Genomic DNA, 17,863 nt, shown 5'->3' with positions numbered 1-17,863 from the left:
GCGGGCATTTTTAAAAGGCTGCTATTGAGCCCCTAACGCCGTACAGTGGGGGTCTGACTGCAGGAGTTGCACATGTTGAACTACTCTTTGATGAAGCCCGAAGGTCTTTTGCTGCTGCAACCCCGGGGGCCTTTGACGCAGCAGGACTTTGAACGCATGAACCTGGATGTGAACGCCTATCTGGCGGAGCACGCCAAGCTGCATGGCGTGATGATCCAGGCCAAAGACTTTCCTGGCTGGGAAAACTGGGCCGGGCTGAGCGCCCACCTGGGCTTTGTCCGCGACCACCACAAGCAGGTGGAGCGTATTGCCCTGGTGACCGACAGCCAGCTGGCGGGCGTGGCCGAATTTTTCGGCAAACATTTCACGGGGGCCCAGGTCCGGCACTTTCCGTTTGCCGACGACGAGCTGGCGCTGCAGTGGTTGCAGACAGTCTGAACACATCGAACACGCGGTTTTTCCCGGCCCTTGATACCAGCGATCAGGTGAACCTAAGTGGTGTTGAGCGGCCAGCTATGAGGCCTGGTAGCGGGCACCAATCCAAGGAGTTTCGAGCATGACAGATCCCACCCAGCAGACTGCGGCCCACAAGCTGCTCTACATCCTGGTCGTAGAGCAGGGCTTGCGCGCCGGCGAGGGCATGGCGCCGCAGTTTCTGGCCCAAGACCTGGATAGACACGGCATAAGCCATGGCGACCAGCAGGCGGCGCTGGCACAGGCGATCAGCCAAGGCTGGCTGCAAACCGGGGCTGAGGGCGAAATCCAGCTGACGGAAGAAGGCTTTGCGCTGGACTTCGCGCAGTGAAGCCACAGTTTTGGCACACCTTCCCTGCTCCTAGGCGTCACTCCAGGTAGACGCCTTTTTCTTTTTTGCGGGCCCGCATGCCGGTGCGCAAAAACAGCACGGCGCCGCCTTGCAGCGCCAAAGGCTTGCCGCTGGCGGCGGCCAGGTGGGCGTCGGCGCGTTCCTTCCAGTGCTCAATCAGGCTCTCGATAGTGCTGCGCTCTTCGGGATTGAGTTGCGGGTGGCTTTGCAAAAAGCCGTGCAAGTATTGCAAAGCGTCCTGCTCCAGGGCTTCGCGGGTGGTGGCCAGGGAGATATAGCTCACATCGTCATCGCGGCCGGCGGTGTGCGTGCCCAGCAGATAGCAGCCTATATAGTCGCCGCGGGTCTGGCCCACGGGCGGGTCCTGGCTGAGTTTCTTGAGCAAGCTGAACGGCCACATGGGCAAAATCCTTCACGGGTGACAGCGCATGGATGGCTTCCTGGCGCGAGGTGGTGATTGTCGCGCAAGCCGGGGTCTTGCCGCGCAGGCAATCCGGTTCGTCCAGCAGTGTCGAATGCCAACCGCTGTGCTACAAAAGCCGTCAGCTTCCGCGATGCGGCAGTGCTTGTAGACAACGACAAAGCGAGGCAGCAGCATGGGAGACAAGACAGCATCACAGCGCTGGGTTCGGCTGGGTTTGAACGCCGGTGCCGTGGCCGTGGGGGTGGCCTTGCTGGCCGGCAGTGTGGCGGCGATCTATGGCGTCAAGGCCCAGCCCCGGCTGGATGGCACGCTGGCTGTTGCCGGGCTTGCCGGCAATGTTCAGCTGCGGCGCGATGCCGCAGATATCACCCATATTCAGGCACAGTCGCCGCAGGATGCCTGGCGTGCCCTGGGCTTTGTCCATGCACAGGAACGCGGCTGGCAGCTGGAGTTCAACCGCCGCCTGATGCAAGGCCGCTTGTCTGAAATCCTGGGCCCTGCCACACTGGAGCTGGACAAGCTGATGCGCTTGCTGGATATCCACGGAGCGGCCCGGCGCCAGTACGCGGCCATGCCGGCCTCGGTGCGCGAGGCGCTAACGGTGTACAGCGAAGGCATTGCCGCGTTTTACGCCGGCCAAAGTCAGGCCAAGGCCCCCGAATTTCTGCTGCTGGGCACCCAGGCCGGTGGTGGCACCAGTGGTGGCGATAGCGTGCCCTGGTCGGCGCTGGACAGCGTGGGCTGGGCTTTGATGATGGCGCTGGATCTGGGCGGCAACTGGGGCAATGAGGCCGCGCGCCTCAATCTGCTGCAAACCCTGAGCACCGAACAGCTATGGCAACTCATGCCTGCCTACCCGGGCGAGGCTCCGGCCACGTCTGTGGATCTGGCCGGCCTGTACCGTGAGCTGGGCGTGTACAAGCCGCAGGCAATACAGGCCCATGCACCGCAGGCTCCACAGGCCGATACGCGGGTCGCCGATCTGGCTGCCAGCGCGCTGCAGCAATGGGCAGCGCAAACCGTGCAGGACATGGGCAGCAACGACGGCAAGGGCAGCAACAACTGGGTGCTGGCGGGCAGCCGCACGCAAAGCGGCAAGCCGCTGCTGGCCAATGATCCGCATCTGGCCCTGTCGGCGCCGGCCATCTGGTACTTCACGCATTTGCAGGCACCGGCAGGCAAGGCGGCCGATGGTGCCGAGCTGGCGGCCCTGGATGTGGTGGGCGCCAGCTTGCCTGGCCTGCCGTTTGTGGTGCTGGGCCGCACGCGTGAGGTGGCCTGGGGCTTTACCAACACCAATCCCGATGTGCAGGATCTGTATCTGGAGCTGATCGACCCCGACGATCCCGGCCGCTATAGAACGCCCACGGGCTGGGAGTCATTCGAGGTGCGCAACGAGGTGTTCAAGATCAAGGGCCAGCCTGATCTTCAACTGCCGCTGCGCAGCACGCGCCACGGTCCGGTGCTCAGCGATGTGCAGGCCGTCTACAGCCAGTTTCTGGAGCGCCGCCAATATGCCGTGGCCTTGCGCTGGGCCGCGCTCGACACCGACAACGGCACCATAGAGGCCGGGCTCAAGGCCAATGGCGCGCACACGGTGGAGCAGCTGTTCGCAGCTTTTGCCGGCTACCACTCGCCCATGCAAAGCATTGTGGCCGCCGATGTGCAGGGCCATATTGGCTTCAAGGCCGCAGGCAAGGTGCCGGTGCGTGCAGCGGATAACGATTTGCGCGGCGTGGCACCGGCTCCGGGCTGGCTGGCCCGCTATGACTGGCAGGGCTGGCTCAGCCATGCGCAGACGCCGCAAGACGATGGCGCCGCGCGCGGCTATGTGGCCACGGCCAACCAGCGCGTCACGGCCGAAGGCTATGCGCATTTTCTGACCCAGGACTGGAGCCTGCCCTATCGCTACCAGCGCATTGCCCAGCTGATTGAGGCCACGCCCAAGCACACGGCGGACAGCATGGCCGCGATTCAAAACGATGTGTTGTCGCCTGCCACCGTCAAATTGCTGCCCGTGCTGCGGGCGGCGCCATCGGCCCACCCCCTGGCGGCCCGCGTGCAACAGATGCTGCGCGATTTCGACGGCCGCATGGACAGGGATAGCGCCGAGCCGCTGATCTTCTCGCTCTGGTCGGATGAGCTGGTGCGCGGCATGGTGATGCCCCGCATTGGCGAGGCCAGCTTCAAGGCAATCTACGGCAAACGCGATCTGCGCGCGGGGCTGGAAGGCATTCTGGAGCGCAATGACGCTTGGTGGTGCGCGCCGCAAAGCTGCGCCGAACAAGCCGGGGCGGCGCTGACCCGAACCTTGGACACGTTGCAATCGGCTTACGGAGCCGATCCCGGCCGCTGGCGCTGGGGCGATGCCCATGCGGCCTTGAGCGCACACCGGCCGTTTGGCGGTGTCGCGGGCCTATCGGCCTTGTTCAATGTCAGCCAGCCCTCCAGTGGCGACGGCTATACCGTCAACGTGGGTCAGTTCAACGCCAATCCGGTGCCCGCCGATGCCAAAGGCCCGCTGGGCAACCGTTTTGCCAACCGCCATGCGGCTTCGTTGAGGGCGATCTACGACCTGTCGGATCTGGAAGCGTCGCGCTTTATCTACCAGACGGGACAGAACGGCCTGCCTTTGTCCGGCCGCTATGCCGATATGCGCCAGCAATGGGCCGATGGGCGTTACCGCGCCCTGCAGATGCAGCCGCAGCACTGGGCGCACAGCCTGCAGCTGCGGCCAAAAGCTGCGCCTTGATGCCTATGAATTTGGTAGCTTCTTGCGCTTGATATGTATTGATTTCAAATATGAAGGTATCTGATCTCAATTGAAATCAAGCGCATGAAGCTATTGATTTGAGAGCTAATTTCAGCGCAGGAAGTTCTCTATCAACCGGGCCACGGCCTGGGGCTGGTCGTGGTGCAGCATATGGCCGGCATCTTGGACCACGGCGATTTCGCAGTTTTTCACCTGCTGCAGGCGCGCGTGGTATTGCTCCAGCGAATAGCGGCCCTTGTGCCACTGGCCCAGGCTGTCGTCCGAGGCTTCGATGGACAGCATGGGGGCGCTGATCTGGGCCAGGCAGGCCAGGGCTTCTTCCACGCGGTACAGATAGGGGTTGGTGATCTTGTGCGAGGCATCGCCCAGAATGCGCCACTGGCCGTTCGCATCGGGTGCGGCCCAGTGGTGGGCCAGCCACAAGGCCTTGTCACGCGGCAGGCGGCGATTGGTTTTTTGCAGGCGGTTGGCCACGGCCTCCACGCTGTCGTAGGGCGCCAGCTCCATACCGCCCTCGCGTTGCGCACGCAGCTCGTCCATCCATTGCGCCAGGCGCTTGGGTGCCTGGCTGGCCGAGGTCTCGGGCATGCCAAAGCCTTCCAGGCTGACAAAGCGGCGTATGCGCTCGGCGCGCGCACCGGCATAAAAGCAGGAGATATTGCCGCCCATGCTGTGGCCGACCAGATCGATGGGCTTGTCGGGCGAGAGCTGGTCGAGCAGCACATCGAGATCGGCCAGATAGTCGGTGAAGTAATAACTGTCGCAGGCCACGGGCGGGCGGCTCAGGCCAAAACCGCGCCAGTCGGCGGCCACGATACGGCGGCCCTCAACAAAAGCGTCGCTGAAGGCATCGACCACAAACTGGTAGGAGGCGGCCACATCCATCCAGCCATGGGCCAGCACCAGCAGGGGCAGCTCGGGATTGTGGTTCTCGGGCGTCCAGCTGCGCAGGTGGTAGTGCATATTGCGCACGGGCAGCATCTGCGATTGCCAGAGGCGCTGGGGTTGGTAGGGGGCGGTGTCTTGGTCTGTGCTCATGGTCTGCTGGCTTGTGGGTTGGTGCTTGGCTTCAATTATTGCGGTTGTGCCGCCATCAGCCGTCCGCCACGGGACAGTGGGCCATTGGTAAACACCCTCGGTTTCGCCAGGGTCTTGCCCTGTGGCGGCATACACTAGAGCGCATGAATTCCTCTGCCGGCTCCTCCCGTCTTTCCATGCATCCCGTTACCCTGGGTCACAGCGATCTGCGCGTCAGCCCGATCTGCCTGGGCACCATGACTTTTGGCGAGCAGGTGGATGAAGCCCAGGCCTTTCGCATCATGGATCGCGCCGTGGAGCGGGGGGTGGACTTCTTCGATACCGCCGAGATGTATGCTGTGCCCGCGCGTGCCGCCACTTGCGGGGCGACGGAAACCATCATCGGCCGCTGGTTGCAGGCCCGCCCAGGCATGCGCCAAAAGCTCACGCTGGCCAGCAAGGTGGCCGGCCCCGCGCGCGGCATGCCCTGGGTACGTGAAGGCATGGGTTTGACGGGGCAGGACATCCAAAACTCCTGCGAAGCCAGCTTGAAGCGCCTGCAGACCGAGGTGATCGACCTCTACCAGATTCATTGGCCCGAGCGCCATGTGCCGGCTTTCGGCACGCTTTACTACAACCCGCAAAACGAAAAATCTGAGACCTCGATTCACGAGCAGCTGCAGGTGCTGGGACGGCTGATGAAAGAGGGCAAGATTCGCCACATCGGCCTGTCCAACGAGACGCCTTATGGCGTGCATGAGTTTGTGCGCCTGGCCGAGCAGCACGGCCTGCCGCGCGTGGTGAGCACGCAAAACCCGTATTGCCTGGTCAACCGCACCTATGAAAACGGACTCGACGAAAGCTGCCACCGCCTGGGCGTGTCGCTGCTGGCCTATTCGCCGCTGGGCTTTGGTCTGCTGACGGGAAAGTTCGACCAGTTCGCACCCCATGAGGCCGGTGCGCCGCAGGATGCGCGGATTGCGAAATATGAATCGGTGCAAAAGCAGCGTTGGGGCCGTCCTGATGCGCTGGCCGCTGCGCGCCGCTACAACGCTCTGGCCCGCGAACATGGCATGACGGAAGTGCAGATGGCTCTGGCGTTTTGCTATACCAAGTGGCAGGTGGCCAGCACCATCATCGGCGTGACCTCGGTGGCGCAGCTCGATGAAGACCTGAACGCCTGGGGCACGCAACTCTCGCCCGAAGTGCTGGCCGCCATTGACCAGATTCGCTGGGAAATCCGCGATCCGGCCTTGTAATTGGTGGCTGAACAGGCTTTAGCCCATTCGGATAAAGCGCTGTGTGCTATCGAAATTGATGCACTAACGGTTTGAGGCGTGCCTTGGCCTGCTCATGCGCCGTAAGCGCTGGACTGCTTGGGCTGCTGGGCCTGGGCGGAGGCCACAAAAAAGCGGATGGCCGGTGAGTGCTCCCGCTTTCTATAGGCCAGCACCAGATGTACCAGTTCGTGAAAATCGCTGATGGGCCTGAAGGTAACGCCGGGCTGGCCGAACAAACGTATCGATTCCGGCACGATCACCACGCCATAGCCCGCAGCGGCCAGGCTGGTTGCGGTAATGAAGTCGTTGACGTGATATTCCGAGCCGGCGCTGAAGCCCGCCACTGCCGCCAGGCGTGACAGCACTTCGGAAAAGCCTTCGGACTCGTTGAACTGCGGTGCAATAAAAGTCTGGCCTCTGAGCTCTGCGGCCTTGACCGAGGGTTGCCTGGCCAGCGCATGGCTTTCAGACATGGCCACCAGCAGCGGCTCGCTATGAAGCAGCATGGCCTCCACTCCATCGGGGTAGTGGCGGCGAGGGCGCACCAGGCCTACATCAATCTCTCCGGTCTCGATGGCATGCAACTGCTTGGGCGTTTCCATGGCCACGACCTGCATGCGCACCCGCTCATGGGTGAGGCGAAAACTGCCCAGCAGGCGCGACAGCAGGCCCGAGGTTACTGCTGACGCCACATAGCCCATGCGCACGCTGCCGCTGAGGCCGCTGGCCGCCAGCAGGCCAACCTGCTCGGCGCGCTCCATATGGCGCAGCGCACCCACGGCTTCGGCATACAGCAGGGCTCCCGCGTCCGTGAGCGTGATGGGCTGGCGCTTGTTGCGTAGCAAGAGGCGCACATTGAGGTCGCGCTCCAGTTGCTGCACCTGCACGCTGATGGCCGATTGAGCCACGCCAAGGCGATCTGCGGCGCGCGAGAAATGCAGCTCTTCGGCAACGGCGACAAAGTACTGCAACTGTCGGTGGGTCAGCATTTGATAAGAAAAGCAGATTAAAAATTAATGCTCACGATATAGATCATATCAATGAGATGCGATGCAATAGAGGCCTTGCTACCGAATGACTGCCATGAACGCGCCAATCCCATCCCAAGCCCTCGCCTCCAAGAGTCTCAATGCCTACGAGATGTCCGAGCATCCCGACCATCCTCGTCTGCTGCATCTGAAGCTGAATCCAGAAGCGGTGCAGGGCTTTCTGGATGATGTGAGTGACATCGATGTCCAGAATCTGGAATACGTGCCCTTCATGCGCTTTCATATGGCGCGCACGTTGGTCAAGCACATGGGCGCCGATTTTGCCGAGAAGCTCAACGCCATCGTCAAAGACCGCAACCATGGCGGCTTCACTTTGGGCTTGCAAGGTCTGACCACTGACAGCGCTGAATACGTGAAGTTCGGTACCGCTATCGGCCACATCCTGGGCCCGGGCAACCACGACTCCATGTCGGGCACTTTCTATGCACGCTTTCTGGTCAAGCACACGGACGCCAGCGATTCCTATCTGCGCCAGGCCTACCGATTGTTCACCATGCATACCGACGGCACTTTCGTGACCGAAGCCACGGACTGGTTGCTGATGATGAAGTTCGACGAGAAAAATGCCGTGGGCGGCGAATCACGCTTTCTGCACCTGGATGACTGGTCCGAATGCCAGCGCTTTGCCATGGATCCTCTGGGCTCCAAGCCGCTGCTTTACAAAGCTCCGGGTTCCAAGAACGTCAACGAGCGCGTGGAGCGTCCCGTGTTCTTCCACGGCGAATTCGGCCTGTCCATGTCCTTCATCGACCAGTTCGTCCAGCCTGCCAACGATGCCGAAGCCGGCTATCTGCAGGCGCTGTCGGAATCCATGGAGTCGTCCAGCGGTACCAAGACCGTGCGCCTGCCCATCGGCGATCTGGTGGTGCTGAACAATTATTTTTACGTTCATGGTCGCGCACCCTTTGAAAAAAATGAAAATCTGCATCGTGAACTGATGCGCCAGCGCGGTACTTTCGCCCGCTAAGCTTCAGTACTCGTTTGTGTGATACCCGGTGTGGTGTGATTGCCAGACCGGGTCTTTTCGTCTGTCCTTTTTGCTTGGCTACTTCCGATGAGCTCTGACTCCACCCTCTCGCCCCTGTCTCAACCTGCGCGGGTGGCTGCACAGGCCGCTTACGGCAAGCGGCCAGACCTGCCACGCAGACTGCAGAACATTTTGTCGCTGGACGATTTCGAGACGGCTGCCCGCAAGCATCTGCCGCGTCCTCTCTTTGGCTACATCGCCGGTGCGGCCGAAGACAATATCTCGCTCAAGGCCAATCGCCAGTCCTTTCAGGACTACAGCTTCAGCACCCGGGTGATGGTGGATGTGGCCAAGCGCAACCAGCAGACCACCATTTTTGGTGAGACCTATGCCTCGCCGTTTGGCGTGGCTCCCGTCGGCATCAGCGCCATTTCGGCCTATCGCGGCGACATCGTGCTGGCGCAGGCGGCCGCATCGGCCGGCATTCCGGCCATCATGAGCGGCACTTCGCTGATCAAGATGGAAGACGTGCACCAGGCGGCACCAGGTACCTGGTTTCAGGCCTATCTGCCCGGCGATACCTCCCGCATTGCCGGCCTGATCGACCGGGTCGAGGCGGCTGGCTTCAAGACCCTGGTTCTCACCGTGGACATCCCTGTCTGGGCCAATCGTGAAAACAATGTGCGTACCGGCTTTTCCATGCCGCTGCGGCCCTCGCTGCGCCTGGCCTGGGACGGCATGATCCGTCCGCGCTGGCTGGTGGGCACTTTCATGCGCACGCTGCTGTCTCACGGCATGCCGCACTTCGAGAATTCCTTTGCCACGCGCGGTGCGCCCATGCTGTCGAATTCCGCCATCCGCGATACGACAGGACGCGATCACCTGACCTGGCAGCATGTGCAGGAAATTCGCCGCCGCTGGTCGGGCAATCTGGTCATCAAGGGCGTGCTCAGCGAACACGACGCGCTGCGAGCCGTGGAGGCCGGTGCCGACGGCATCATCGTGTCCAACCACGGCGGTCGCCAGCTCGATGGCGCTGCGGCTCCGCTAGAGGTGTTGCCGGGTATCGTCGACAAGGTGGGCCATCAAACCGTGGTGATGATGGACAGCGGCGTGCGCCGCGGCGCAGACGTGATCAAGGCCATGGCACTGGGTGCCCGCATGGTGTTTCTGGGTCGCCCCTTCATGTATGCCGCTGCCGTGGGAGGCCAGGTCGGAGTCGATCACGCCATCACCTTGCTGCGCGACGAAGTGGATCGCAACATGGCCATGCTCGGTGCCCGCTCGTCGCAGGAAATCACGGCAGACTGCATTCTGTCCAAAGTGCGCTAATTCCTTGCGCGGCTGAAATCCCCGGGCCCCAGAGCCCGGGTGCCGGCCCGGGTTTCGAGACGCTATTGGGTGCTTGCATATTCAAGCACTTGCAACGGGGCTTTGTGCCCCATTGTCGTTTCAGGCGGCAGCAGGCTGGGGCATCAGCCCTTGAGCGCCACTTCAACGATTTGCGGCTCGAGCAAGCGCAGCAGCTCTGTTGGCGCGATTCCCACCAGATAGCCGCGGCGGCCGCCGTTGATGTAGATCCTGGGCAATTCGAGAATACTTTTTTCTACAAACACTGGCATCTTCTTTCTGGTGCCGAACGGGCTGGTGCCGCCCACCAGAAATCCCGTATGCCGATTGGCGACTTCGGGTTTGCAGGGCTCGATCTTCTTGTATCCGGCCTGGCGTGCCAGTTCCTTGGTCGAGACCTTGCAATCACCGTGCATCAGCACGATCAGGGGTTTGGCCGATTCATTTTCCATGACCAGGGTTTTGATCACCGAGTGCTCGTCTACTTGGAGTTCTCTAGAGGAAACCTTGGTGCCGCCGTGTTCCTCATAAGCGTAAAGATGGCTGGAATAATCTGCGCCGTGCTGTTGCAAAAATTGGGTCGCAGGGGTTTCGGGTGCGTTCGTCGGCTTCATTGCATTACCTAGGATTCATGAGCTCAAGCTGCTTCAAGCGCGCGTCATGAAGTGGCCCGGTGATTGATTCGATCATGCCATTTTCACGACTTTCCCGGCCTTGAGCGCCAATTGAAGGCCCGTGAATGCCTGAGCTGCCAAGGTGAAAGCTGCGCTGGATCTGGGCCGGGTTTCATGGTATCCGGCCTGGCTGGCGACGAAATTGCCTGCCGAGCACTCAAAGTGAAATGGATGCGGGTAAATTCGCACTCTGGCGTATGGCATGGGTTGTTGCTCTGTGCGAACCTGTGCTGAAGCGCAAGTCATGGGTCGTGCGCTGGCAAAATAGGCGCCGGGCATTATCTGCCTGGCTGCATTGTCTGCAGCCGGCCAGAGCCCCAAATCAGATAACAGAACAAGCGCCAGTTTCTGGCACAAGGATTTCAATTGACCGCCCTGTATTCCCTGATCGCCGTGATTGCGGCCTATTTGATCGGCTCCCTGTCGTTTGCGGTCATCGTCAGCCGCACCATGGGGCTCAATGATCCGCGCACTTATGGCAGCGGCAATCCGGGTGCGACCAATGTGCTGCGCTCGGGCAGCAAGGCGGCCGCCGCCGTCACGCTGCTGCTGGATGCCGTTAAGGGCTGGTTGCCGGTGATGTTGATCAAATGGTTTGGTGCCGATTTCGGTCTGGCCGAAGGCACGATGGCCATGGCGGGCCTGGCCGCGTTTCTGGGTCATCTGTACCCGGTGTTCTTTGGCTTTCAGGGCGGCAAGGGCGTGGCCACGGCGCTGGGCGTGCTGCTGGGCATCAGCGGCTGGCTGGGCCTGGCGACTGCGCTGACCTGGTTGATCATGGCGGTGTTTTTTCGCTATTCCTCGCTGGCTTCGCTGGTGGCCGCGATTTTTGCGCCGGTCTACTACGTGCTGTGCAGCGGCGTGGTCTGGTATGCGGAGACACCCGTCACGGTGGCGATTGTGGCCATGGCGGCTCTGCTGGTCTGGCGCCATCGCGAGAACATCCAGCGTCTGATGGCCGGCAAGGAGTCCAAACTGGGCAAGAAAAAGCAGGATGCGGCAGCCGGTGCTGCGGCTGCTGCAGCTGCCAAGAACGGCAGCAAGAGCAAGCGCCGCTGATCCAGTGCTGCACCGGCGTTGCTTGGCGAGGGTGCTGAAGCGCAGGCTTCAAGCGCCCAGTCAAGCGCCGGGATGAAAGCGGATAGACTCCTCAATCAAAAGCAGGCTGTGTACGGTGTACTTGGTTTTGCAGAATAAACAGTGTTGAGAGTATTTCAGGGCAAGCGCAAGAAGCTCCTGATAGCGTAGCAAGACCTCATCGCAAGACATCAACGAGAACTCCCTATTTATGGCATCCGGCCCATCGCAGCGTGATTACAGCGCTCCTTGTCCTGGTTGTAGCGCTCCGGTTCACTTTGCCAGCGCGCAATCGAGCTTTGCCGTCTGCGAGTTTTGCCGAAGCACGGTGGTGCGAGAAGGCGAGGTGCTCAAGCGCGTGGGCTCCATGGCCGAGGTGTTCGAGGACTACAGCCCGCTGAAATTGGGCGCTTCGGGCATGGTGGGGCGCAATGGCAAGCCCCAGCCTTTCACCCTGGTGGGGCGGGCGCAATACAAAAGCGATGCCGGCAACTGGTCCGAATGGATGGCCGCCCTCAGCGATGGGGAGATTGCCTATCTGAGCGAGGACAACGGCAGCTTTGCTTTCTCCTTTGCCTGGGCCCCGCCCGGCTGGAATGTGAGCGATTTCAACCCGCGTGAATGGCGCATGGGGCGGGAGCTCAAGGCGGGCGATCTGTCCTTTACCGTCACCAGTGTGCAAAATGCGCAGCTTTTGTCGGCCCAGGGCGAGCTGACGCAACTGCCTGCGCTGGGCAGGAGCTTCAAGCTGGTGGAGTTGCGCAATGACAAGGACCAGATCCTGTCGGCGGACTTCAGCGGCAAGGCGCCTGTCTATACCCTGGGCGCACCCGTCAAGCTTGAAGCCTTGCAGATGCAAGGCCTGCGCGACAAGGCTGCGACCAAGAAGGAGCAGGGCCGCCACTTCAACTGCCCCAAATGTGCCGCCGTGGTGCCGGTGCGCTTTGACACCACCAAGGCCATGAGCTGCCCCAGCTGCGGCAGCCTGGTTGACATGAGCGCCGGCATCGGCGGCGAGCTCAGCTACGCCGAGCAGCGCAAGAAGATCAAGCCCCAGATACCGCTGGGCAAGAACGGCAGACTCGACGGCCTGGAATGGCAGGTGGTGGGTTTTCAAAGGCGGTCGGGGCGCGAGCTGGGCGAGGAAGACGACGACGAGACCTTTGAGTGGGATGAGTACCTGCTCTACAACCAAAAAGCCGGTTTCTCCTTCATCGTCGATTCGCTCGATGGCTGGAGCACGGCGCGCGTCATCAGCGGCGCGGCCAAGCTCTCCAAAAACGGCAACACCGCCACCTATATGCAGCGCAAATACAGCAAGGAGTCGGCCTATCTGGCGACCACGCTGTATGCCGAAGGCGAGTTTTACTGGCCGGTTTCCAAGGGCCAGGTCACCAGCAATGTGGACTATGTCTATGGCGGCAAGCAGGCGTCTCTGGCCCTGGAGACGGCCAACAACGAGAGCACCTGGACCCACGGCCAGCACGTGAGCGCGCAGACCCTGGCCCAGTCCTTTGGCGTGGACAAGCTCAAGGACCGATCCCAGGTCAGCCCTCTGTCGGGCAGCCGCTTCAGCATTGGCAGCATCTTGTTCTGGCTGTTTGTGCTGTTGTTCACCCTGCCTTTTTTGAGAGCCTGCGTCTCCAGCCCCAGCTGCGATCCGCGCACCGACCCCAATTGCAGCTACAGCCGCTCCAGCAGCGGCTCCTACGGCGGCTACACCTCGGGTGGCAGCCATAAATAAGCGTGGCTTGGCAGACCTGTGTCTGCAAGCGCGTATTTTTTGAGACAAGGAGAATCGACCATGACTTTTGACTGGTTCAGCGCCCAAAATTTCTTCGGCTCCATCCTCTATGCCCTGGTGGGTGTGGTGGTGTTTTGGGGCTGTTTTTTCATCATCGACAAGATCACGCCCGTGGACATGTGGGCCGAAATTGTGGAAAAGCACAACAAGGCCTTGGCCATGGTGGTGGCCGCCATGTGTCTGGGCATCAGCATCATCGTGGCGGCGGCGATTCATTGACGACATCCTCGTTGCGGGGCGGGCGACCGGCTTAGGCCCTGGCGCGATGTCTCTGGCTTGGCGCGCGCCGGTTTCGGGCGATGGTTTTTTTGAAAGTTGAGGGTGGTTTGACGAATGTGAAGGCGGCGGGGCCACGGCCCATCGATGTGGCACTGCTGACCAGCGTGTTCGTGATTGCGGCCTGCGGCCTGTTGTACGAGCTGGCGGCGGGCGCGCTGGCGTCCTATCTGCTGGGCGATTCGGTGCTGCAGTTCTCCACCATCATCGGCACCTATTTGTTTGCCATGGGGATTGGCTCATGGCTGTCGCGCTATTTCGAGACCCATCTGCCGGCGCATTTTCTGCGCATAGAGCTGCTGGTGGCCTTGATTGGCGGAGCCTTGCCGGCCGTGCTGTTTCTGGCCAATGCCTATGTGCCCGGAGCCTTCCGTTTTCTGCTCTACGGCATGGTGTTGCTGGTGGGCACGCTGGTGGGGCTGGAGATTCCGCTTGTCATGCGGATCTTGAAGCGCAACGCCACGCTCAAGGATCTGGTCTCGCAGGTGCTGACCTTTGATTATCTGGGCGCGCTGGCCGTGTCGCTGGCCTTTCCCATCTTGCTGGTGCCCAAGCTGGGACTGGTGCGTACGGGCCTGCTGTTCGGCTTTATGAATGCCGCGATTGCCGTGTGGGCGCTGCTGCTGTTCAAGAACGAGTTGCGCAATCTGCGCGCCCATGCCTGGGCCTGTGCGGCCGTCATGGGGGTGCTGGGGGCCGGTATTTTTGGTGCGGATCATTTAACCAAGTTGGCCGATGACCATTTCTACCAGGATCGCATCGTACTCAGCAGTGCCACGCCCTACCAGCGCATCGTGGTCACCCAGGGCCGCCAGGGCGCGCGTCTGTATCTGAACGGCAATCTGCAGTTTGCCCAGAGTGACGAGTACCGCTATCACGAGGCTTTGGTACACCCCGTCATGGCGGCGCAAGGTGCGCCGAAAAAAGTAGCGGTTCTGGGCGGCGGCGATGGCATGGCCGTGCGCGAGGTGCTTAAGTACCCCAGCGTGGAGGCTGTCACGCTGGTGGAGCTGGACCCGGCCATGACCGCGCTGTTCAAAAGCAATGCCATGATGAGCGCGCTCAACGGTCAGGCGCTCAATGATGCGCGGGTCAAGATCGTCAATACCGATGCGTTTCAGTGGCTGCAGCAAACCGATGAGGTGTTTGATGTGATCGTGGTGGACTTTCCCGATCCCACCAACTTCGCCATCGGCAAGCTGTTCACCGCCAGTTTCTATGCGCAGCTGGACAAGCGACTGTCCGCCAGCGGCTATGCCGTGGTGCAGACCACATCGCCGCTGATTGCCCGTCAGAGCTTTTGGACCGTGGTGCAGACCATGGAATCCGTGGGCCTGACGGTCAAGCCTTATCACGCCCATGTGCCCAGTTTTGGCGAATGGGGCTTTGTGATCGCCAGCCATCGCCCCTGGCGCGAGCCCGCCAGCCTGCCCGAAGGCATGCGTTTTCTCACGCTGCCCACGCTGCGGCTGATGTTCGACTTTCCGCTGGATATGGCGCGTGTGCCCGCCGAGGTGAACCGTCTGTCCAACCAGGTGCTGGTCAACACCTATGAGCGCGAATGGGGCAAGCTTGAGCATTGATCGCCGTCAGTGGCTCAAGACCGCAGCGCTGGGCGCATGGGGCGCCGTAGCCCCGTTTGCGCTGACGGGCTGCTCGCCGCGCATTCCCGTGGCGGACGATCTGCCCGGCGGCTTTACCGGCGTGGCGCTGGAGCGCGGCCATGCGATGCGTGCGCAGTGGCAACGCCTGGCGCAGGGCCTGGATTTGCCGGCTCCTGCCGTGGTGCACCGCGCACCGGTGGTGATTGCCGGCGGCGGCATAGCCGGGCTGGCGGCTGCCCGGGCGCTGGAGGCTGGTGGTGTGGAAGGCGCTGCCTTGCTCGATACCCAGAGCGCCATGGGCGGCAACAGCCAGGGCGGGATGCTGGGCGGTATGGCCTGCCCGCTGGGGGCGCATTATTTGCCCGTGCCCGGCGACGATGCGCCAGAGGTGCAGGACTGGCTGGAAGAGCTGGGCCTGCGTCAGCGCGTGGCCGGCCGCTGGAGCTACGACGAACGCTATCTATGCCATAGCCCGCAGGAGCGCCTGTACTGGCAGGGCGCCTGGCATGAGGGCTTGCTGCCTGTGCAGGGCGTTGCCCAACGCACGCTGGATCAGTACGCAGAGTTTGAGCAACTGATCAAGCAATTGATGGCCGAGGCGCGCTTTGCCATGCCCTCTGTACGCGTTTGGCAGCGTGAAGGCGGCTTGCCCTTAGCCCATGCGGCGCTGGATGCGCAGCGGTTTGATGCCTGGCTGGCTGCGCAAGGCATCGCCGATCCGCAACTGCTGTGGTATCTGAACTACTGTTGTCGTGATGATTTCGGGGCCGGCATTTCCCGCGTCTCGGCCTGGGCCGGCATTCACTACTTTGCCAGCCGTCATGGCTTTCATGCGCCGCGACCGGCGTCGGGCCATGGCGCCGAGGAGGTGCAAGATGATGGCGGCGATCAGGTGCTGACCTGGCCCCAGGGCAATGGCTGGCTGTCTCAGCAACTGGCGGCGCGGCTGGTGAGCACACAGCAGGTGACGGATTGCAGCGTGCTTGCCATCACCGAAGGCCGGCATGGCGTGCAGATCGATGCCTATCACCATGGTCGCCAGCAGCATGAGCGCTGGCTTGCCCAGCGCTGCGTGGTGGCCTTGCCGACGTTTGTGGCCGCGCGCGTGGTGCGCAATGCCCCCGATTTTTTGCGCACCGTGGCCCAGCGGCTGGACTGGGCCCCGTGGCTGGTGGCCAATATCCATATCGGCAGCGCCCTGACCGACAGGCCGGGTGCGGAGCCGGCCTGGGACAACGTGATGTTCGAAGACCCCAATGCCGGCGGCCTGGGTTATGTGGATGCCGGCAATCAGCGGCTGGATCGCATCAGCAAGCGGCCTACGGTGCTCAGCTATTACCAGGCGCTGGGCGACTGGGTCGACGGCCGCCAGCAGCTGCTGAGCCAGCCGTTTGAGTTCTGGCGCAACCGTATTGTGCAAAGCCTCAGCGAACCTCACCCCGATTTGCTGTTGCGAGCCACGCGCATGGAGATCACACGCTATGGCCATGCCATGGCGATTCCACGGCCGGGAGATCAGCAGATTTTGAGTCAAATCGCTTTGCAGTCCAATCAGGATAAGCGCAAGAAGCTATCAAATGGTGAGCGTGTCCAGTCGCTGCCCACGCCGGCCACGGCGCGTCTGGCCTTTGCCCATGCGGACTGGGCCGGTTACTCGGTGCTGGAAGAGGCTTTCACCCGGGGCCACCATGCCGGCTTGTGGGCAGCATAGGTTTTTGATATCTCAGTCAGGCAAGGCGCTGCGTGCCCGGAACCTGCACCATGCGGTAAAGCGCCTGGTTGTGCATGGCGCAGTGCATGCCCAGCTGGGCCATGGCGCGCGGGTCCAGCTCCAGGCTCAGGGCCGAGCGTGCCAGGGCTGATACCAGCAGCGGGCTGCGGCCCGGCTGGTGCAGCACGGGGGGGAAGAGGCTGTGGCCGCTCTGGTCGATGACGCTGGCGACTTCGGGCTGTTCCGGTGCCGTGCCGCGGCGCAGCACCACGGCAATTTCGCCATTGGCCAGCTGCACATAGGTGCCTGGCGGGTAAAGACCGACCACGCGCACCAGCGCGGCCTTGACTTCGTCGGCGTACTGCTGGTTTTGCTGCAGCATCTGCAGCGATTCGGTGGCCGAGCGTCCGGCGCGGGTCTTGCGCGGGCTGATCATTGCGGCATAGCGGTCCACGGCGCCCAGGATGCGCACCAATCGCTGTGCCGGCGACAGCATGGCCAGCGGCATGGGCGACTTGGCCGCGTGGTGCTGCTCCACCACCTCCAGCCATAGCGCATCGTCGATCATCAGGCGCTGCAGCAGCTCGCGGCTGTCCTGCGCATGGCGTTTGACGGCCTCGCTCTGATGGCTGCTCAGCGGTTCGCGCTGCTCGGCCAACTGGTCTTGCAGCGCATTCATGCCGATATTCATGGTCAGTGCGGCCCGCACCAGCACTCTGCGCTCGGATTCTTCCAGCCGCAGCTCGCGCGCCAGCACATCGCACAGGCTGGCACACACCAGAGCGTGCGAGGCGCTATAGCCCACGGTGGATGAGGCGGCGCGCTGGAACATCAGATACAGGGCTGCGTCCGAATTTTGGGTGATCAGATCCTGCAGCCACAGATCGAGTTGATGCAGCTTGCCCGGGAAATCGCTGATCTGCAGCGGCCCGGACAGCAGCACCGACAGGGCGGCTTCCAGGTCGGACCACAGACCCAGCAGGTCCTCGTAAGGATCGTTGTCTTGAATGGGAGTGCTGGAGTGGCTCACG

16 protein-coding genes are annotated in these 17,863 nt (G+C 62.1%); 11 read left to right on the top strand and 5 right to left on the bottom strand.

Going from position 1 to position 17,863, the window contains the following annotated elements:
• Positions 1-72: 72 nt before the first annotated feature.
• Positions 73-438: an STAS/SEC14 domain-containing protein gene (locus EAO39_RS15595; protein WP_120969028.1), complete on the top strand. Its 366-nt coding sequence runs from the start codon at positions 73-75 to the stop codon at positions 436-438.
• A 118-nt stretch (positions 439-556) separates the two neighbouring features.
• Complete coding sequence (locus EAO39_RS15590) at positions 557-805, top strand: hypothetical protein (RefSeq protein WP_120969025.1); 249 nt, start codon at positions 557-559, stop codon at positions 803-805.
• Between the two features lie 37 nt (positions 806-842).
• Here EAO39_RS15590 and EAO39_RS15585 read toward each other — a convergent pair whose 3' ends face one another.
• Entirely contained in the window at positions 843-1,226 is a 384-nt protein-coding gene (locus EAO39_RS15585; protein WP_120969022.1) for a hypothetical protein, read from the bottom strand.
• Between the two features lie 196 nt (positions 1,227-1,422).
• On the opposite strand from EAO39_RS15585, the gene EAO39_RS15580 reads away from it, so the two are divergent.
• Entirely contained in the window at positions 1,423-4,002 is a 2,580-nt protein-coding gene (locus tag EAO39_RS15580; protein WP_120969019.1) for a penicillin acylase family protein, read from the top strand.
• 111 nt (positions 4,003-4,113) lie between these two features.
• Here the strand turns inward: EAO39_RS15580 and EAO39_RS15575 are convergent, their stop codons facing one another.
• Positions 4,114-5,061, bottom strand: coding sequence for an alpha/beta hydrolase (locus EAO39_RS15575; protein WP_120969016.1), 948 nt, complete (start codon positions 5,059-5,061; stop codon positions 4,114-4,116).
• Between the two features lie 176 nt (positions 5,062-5,237).
• Here EAO39_RS15575 and EAO39_RS15570 point away from each other — a divergent pair, with 176 nt between their 5' ends.
• Positions 5,238-6,299: an aldo/keto reductase gene (locus EAO39_RS15570; protein ID WP_120969013.1), complete on the top strand. Its 1,062-nt coding sequence runs from the start codon at positions 5,238-5,240 to the stop codon at positions 6,297-6,299.
• A gap of 92 nt (positions 6,300-6,391) precedes the next feature.
• Here the strand turns inward: EAO39_RS15570 and EAO39_RS15565 are convergent, their stop codons facing one another.
• On the bottom strand, positions 6,392-7,309 hold the full coding sequence (locus EAO39_RS15565) for a LysR family transcriptional regulator (protein ID WP_120969010.1): 918 nt from the start codon (positions 7,307-7,309) through the stop codon (positions 6,392-6,394).
• 94 nt (positions 7,310-7,403) lie between these two features.
• Between EAO39_RS15565 and glaH the strand changes: the two genes are divergently transcribed.
• Positions 7,404-8,336 (top strand): glutarate dioxygenase GlaH, encoded by a 933-nt coding sequence (gene glaH / locus EAO39_RS15560; protein WP_120971178.1) that lies wholly within the window; start codon positions 7,404-7,406, stop codon positions 8,334-8,336.
• A gap of 87 nt (positions 8,337-8,423) precedes the next feature.
• Positions 8,424-9,668 carry an alpha-hydroxy acid oxidase gene (locus EAO39_RS15555; RefSeq protein ID WP_120969007.1) on the top strand — a complete coding sequence of 415 codons (1,245 nt, stop codon included), beginning with the start codon at positions 8,424-8,426 and terminating at the stop codon, positions 9,666-9,668.
• 143 nt (positions 9,669-9,811) lie between these two features.
• Here EAO39_RS15555 and ybaK read toward each other — a convergent pair whose 3' ends face one another.
• Positions 9,812-10,300: a Cys-tRNA(Pro) deacylase gene (gene ybaK / locus EAO39_RS15550; RefSeq protein ID WP_120969004.1), complete on the bottom strand. Its 489-nt coding sequence runs from the start codon at positions 10,298-10,300 to the stop codon at positions 9,812-9,814.
• A 426-nt stretch (positions 10,301-10,726) separates the two neighbouring features.
• Between ybaK and plsY the strand changes: the two genes are divergently transcribed.
• The 5 genes from plsY to EAO39_RS15525 all read left to right on the top strand — a co-directional run bounded on the left by plsY (position 10,727) and on the right by EAO39_RS15525 (position 16,832).
• The gene (gene plsY / locus EAO39_RS15545; RefSeq protein ID WP_120969001.1) at positions 10,727-11,419 is read left to right on the top strand and encodes a glycerol-3-phosphate 1-O-acyltransferase PlsY; all 693 of its coding nucleotides are present in this window, start codon (positions 10,727-10,729) and stop codon (positions 11,417-11,419) included.
• Between the two features lie 229 nt (positions 11,420-11,648).
• Complete coding sequence (locus tag EAO39_RS15540; RefSeq protein WP_120968998.1) at positions 11,649-13,181, top strand: DUF4178 domain-containing protein; 1,533 nt, start codon at positions 11,649-11,651, stop codon at positions 13,179-13,181.
• Positions 13,182-13,241: 60 nt separating this feature from the next.
• The gene (locus EAO39_RS15535) at positions 13,242-13,460 is read left to right on the top strand and encodes a DUF350 domain-containing protein (RefSeq protein WP_120968995.1); all 219 of its coding nucleotides are present in this window, start codon (positions 13,242-13,244) and stop codon (positions 13,458-13,460) included.
• A 107-nt stretch (positions 13,461-13,567) separates the two neighbouring features.
• The gene (locus EAO39_RS15530; protein ID WP_240467030.1) at positions 13,568-15,100 is read left to right on the top strand and encodes a polyamine aminopropyltransferase; all 1,533 of its coding nucleotides are present in this window, start codon (positions 13,568-13,570) and stop codon (positions 15,098-15,100) included.
• On the top strand, positions 15,069-16,832 hold the full coding sequence (locus EAO39_RS15525) for an NAD(P)-binding protein (RefSeq protein ID WP_120968989.1): 1,764 nt from the start codon (positions 15,069-15,071) through the stop codon (positions 16,830-16,832). Before EAO39_RS15530 ends, EAO39_RS15525 begins: the two co-directional genes overlap by 32 nt.
• Before the next feature lie 16 nt (positions 16,833-16,848).
• Here the strand turns inward: EAO39_RS15525 and EAO39_RS15520 are convergent, their stop codons facing one another.
• Positions 16,849-17,862: an HD domain-containing phosphohydrolase gene (locus tag EAO39_RS15520; protein WP_240467029.1), complete on the bottom strand. Its 1,014-nt coding sequence runs from the start codon at positions 17,860-17,862 to the stop codon at positions 16,849-16,851.
• Between the last annotated feature and the right edge of the window lies 1 nt (position 17,863).

It is taken from the genome of Comamonas sp. lk (genome assembly GCF_900564145.1).
GTDB lineage: Bacteria > Pseudomonadota > Gammaproteobacteria > Burkholderiales > Burkholderiaceae_C > Comamonas.
This window is presented reverse-complemented; position numbering and strand designations above follow the sequence as displayed.

Excerpts from the sequence above, each read along its gene's own strand:
- EAO39_RS15575 (WP_120969016.1), bottom strand. The coding sequence starts at position 5,061 with ATGAGCACAGACCAAGACACCGCCCCCTACCAACCCCAGCGCCTCTGG.
- EAO39_RS15540 (WP_120968998.1), top strand. The coding sequence starts at position 11,649 with ATGGCATCCGGCCCATCGCAGCGTGATTACAGCGCTCCTTGTCCTGGT.
- EAO39_RS15585 (WP_120969022.1), bottom strand. The coding sequence starts at position 1,226 with ATGTGGCCGTTCAGCTTGCTCAAGAAACTCAGCCAGGACCCGCCCGTG.
- EAO39_RS15565 (WP_120969010.1), bottom strand. The coding sequence starts at position 7,309 with ATGCTGACCCACCGACAGTTGCAGTACTTTGTCGCCGTTGCCGAAGAG.
- EAO39_RS15580 (WP_120969019.1), top strand. The coding sequence starts at position 1,423 with ATGGGAGACAAGACAGCATCACAGCGCTGGGTTCGGCTGGGTTTGAAC.
- EAO39_RS15570 (WP_120969013.1), top strand. The coding sequence starts at position 5,238 with ATGCATCCCGTTACCCTGGGTCACAGCGATCTGCGCGTCAGCCCGATC.
- EAO39_RS15555 (WP_120969007.1), top strand. The coding sequence starts at position 8,424 with ATGAGCTCTGACTCCACCCTCTCGCCCCTGTCTCAACCTGCGCGGGTG.
- EAO39_RS15525 (WP_120968989.1), top strand. The coding sequence starts at position 15,069 with ATGAGCGCGAATGGGGCAAGCTTGAGCATTGATCGCCGTCAGTGGCTC.
- ybaK (WP_120969004.1), bottom strand. The coding sequence starts at position 10,300 with ATGAAGCCGACGAACGCACCCGAAACCCCTGCGACCCAATTTTTGCAA.
- EAO39_RS15535 (WP_120968995.1), top strand. The coding sequence starts at position 13,242 with ATGACTTTTGACTGGTTCAGCGCCCAAAATTTCTTCGGCTCCATCCTC.
- glaH (WP_120971178.1), top strand. The coding sequence starts at position 7,404 with ATGAACGCGCCAATCCCATCCCAAGCCCTCGCCTCCAAGAGTCTCAAT.
- EAO39_RS15590 (WP_120969025.1), top strand. The coding sequence starts at position 557 with ATGACAGATCCCACCCAGCAGACTGCGGCCCACAAGCTGCTCTACATC.
- EAO39_RS15595 (WP_120969028.1), top strand. The coding sequence starts at position 73 with ATGTTGAACTACTCTTTGATGAAGCCCGAAGGTCTTTTGCTGCTGCAA.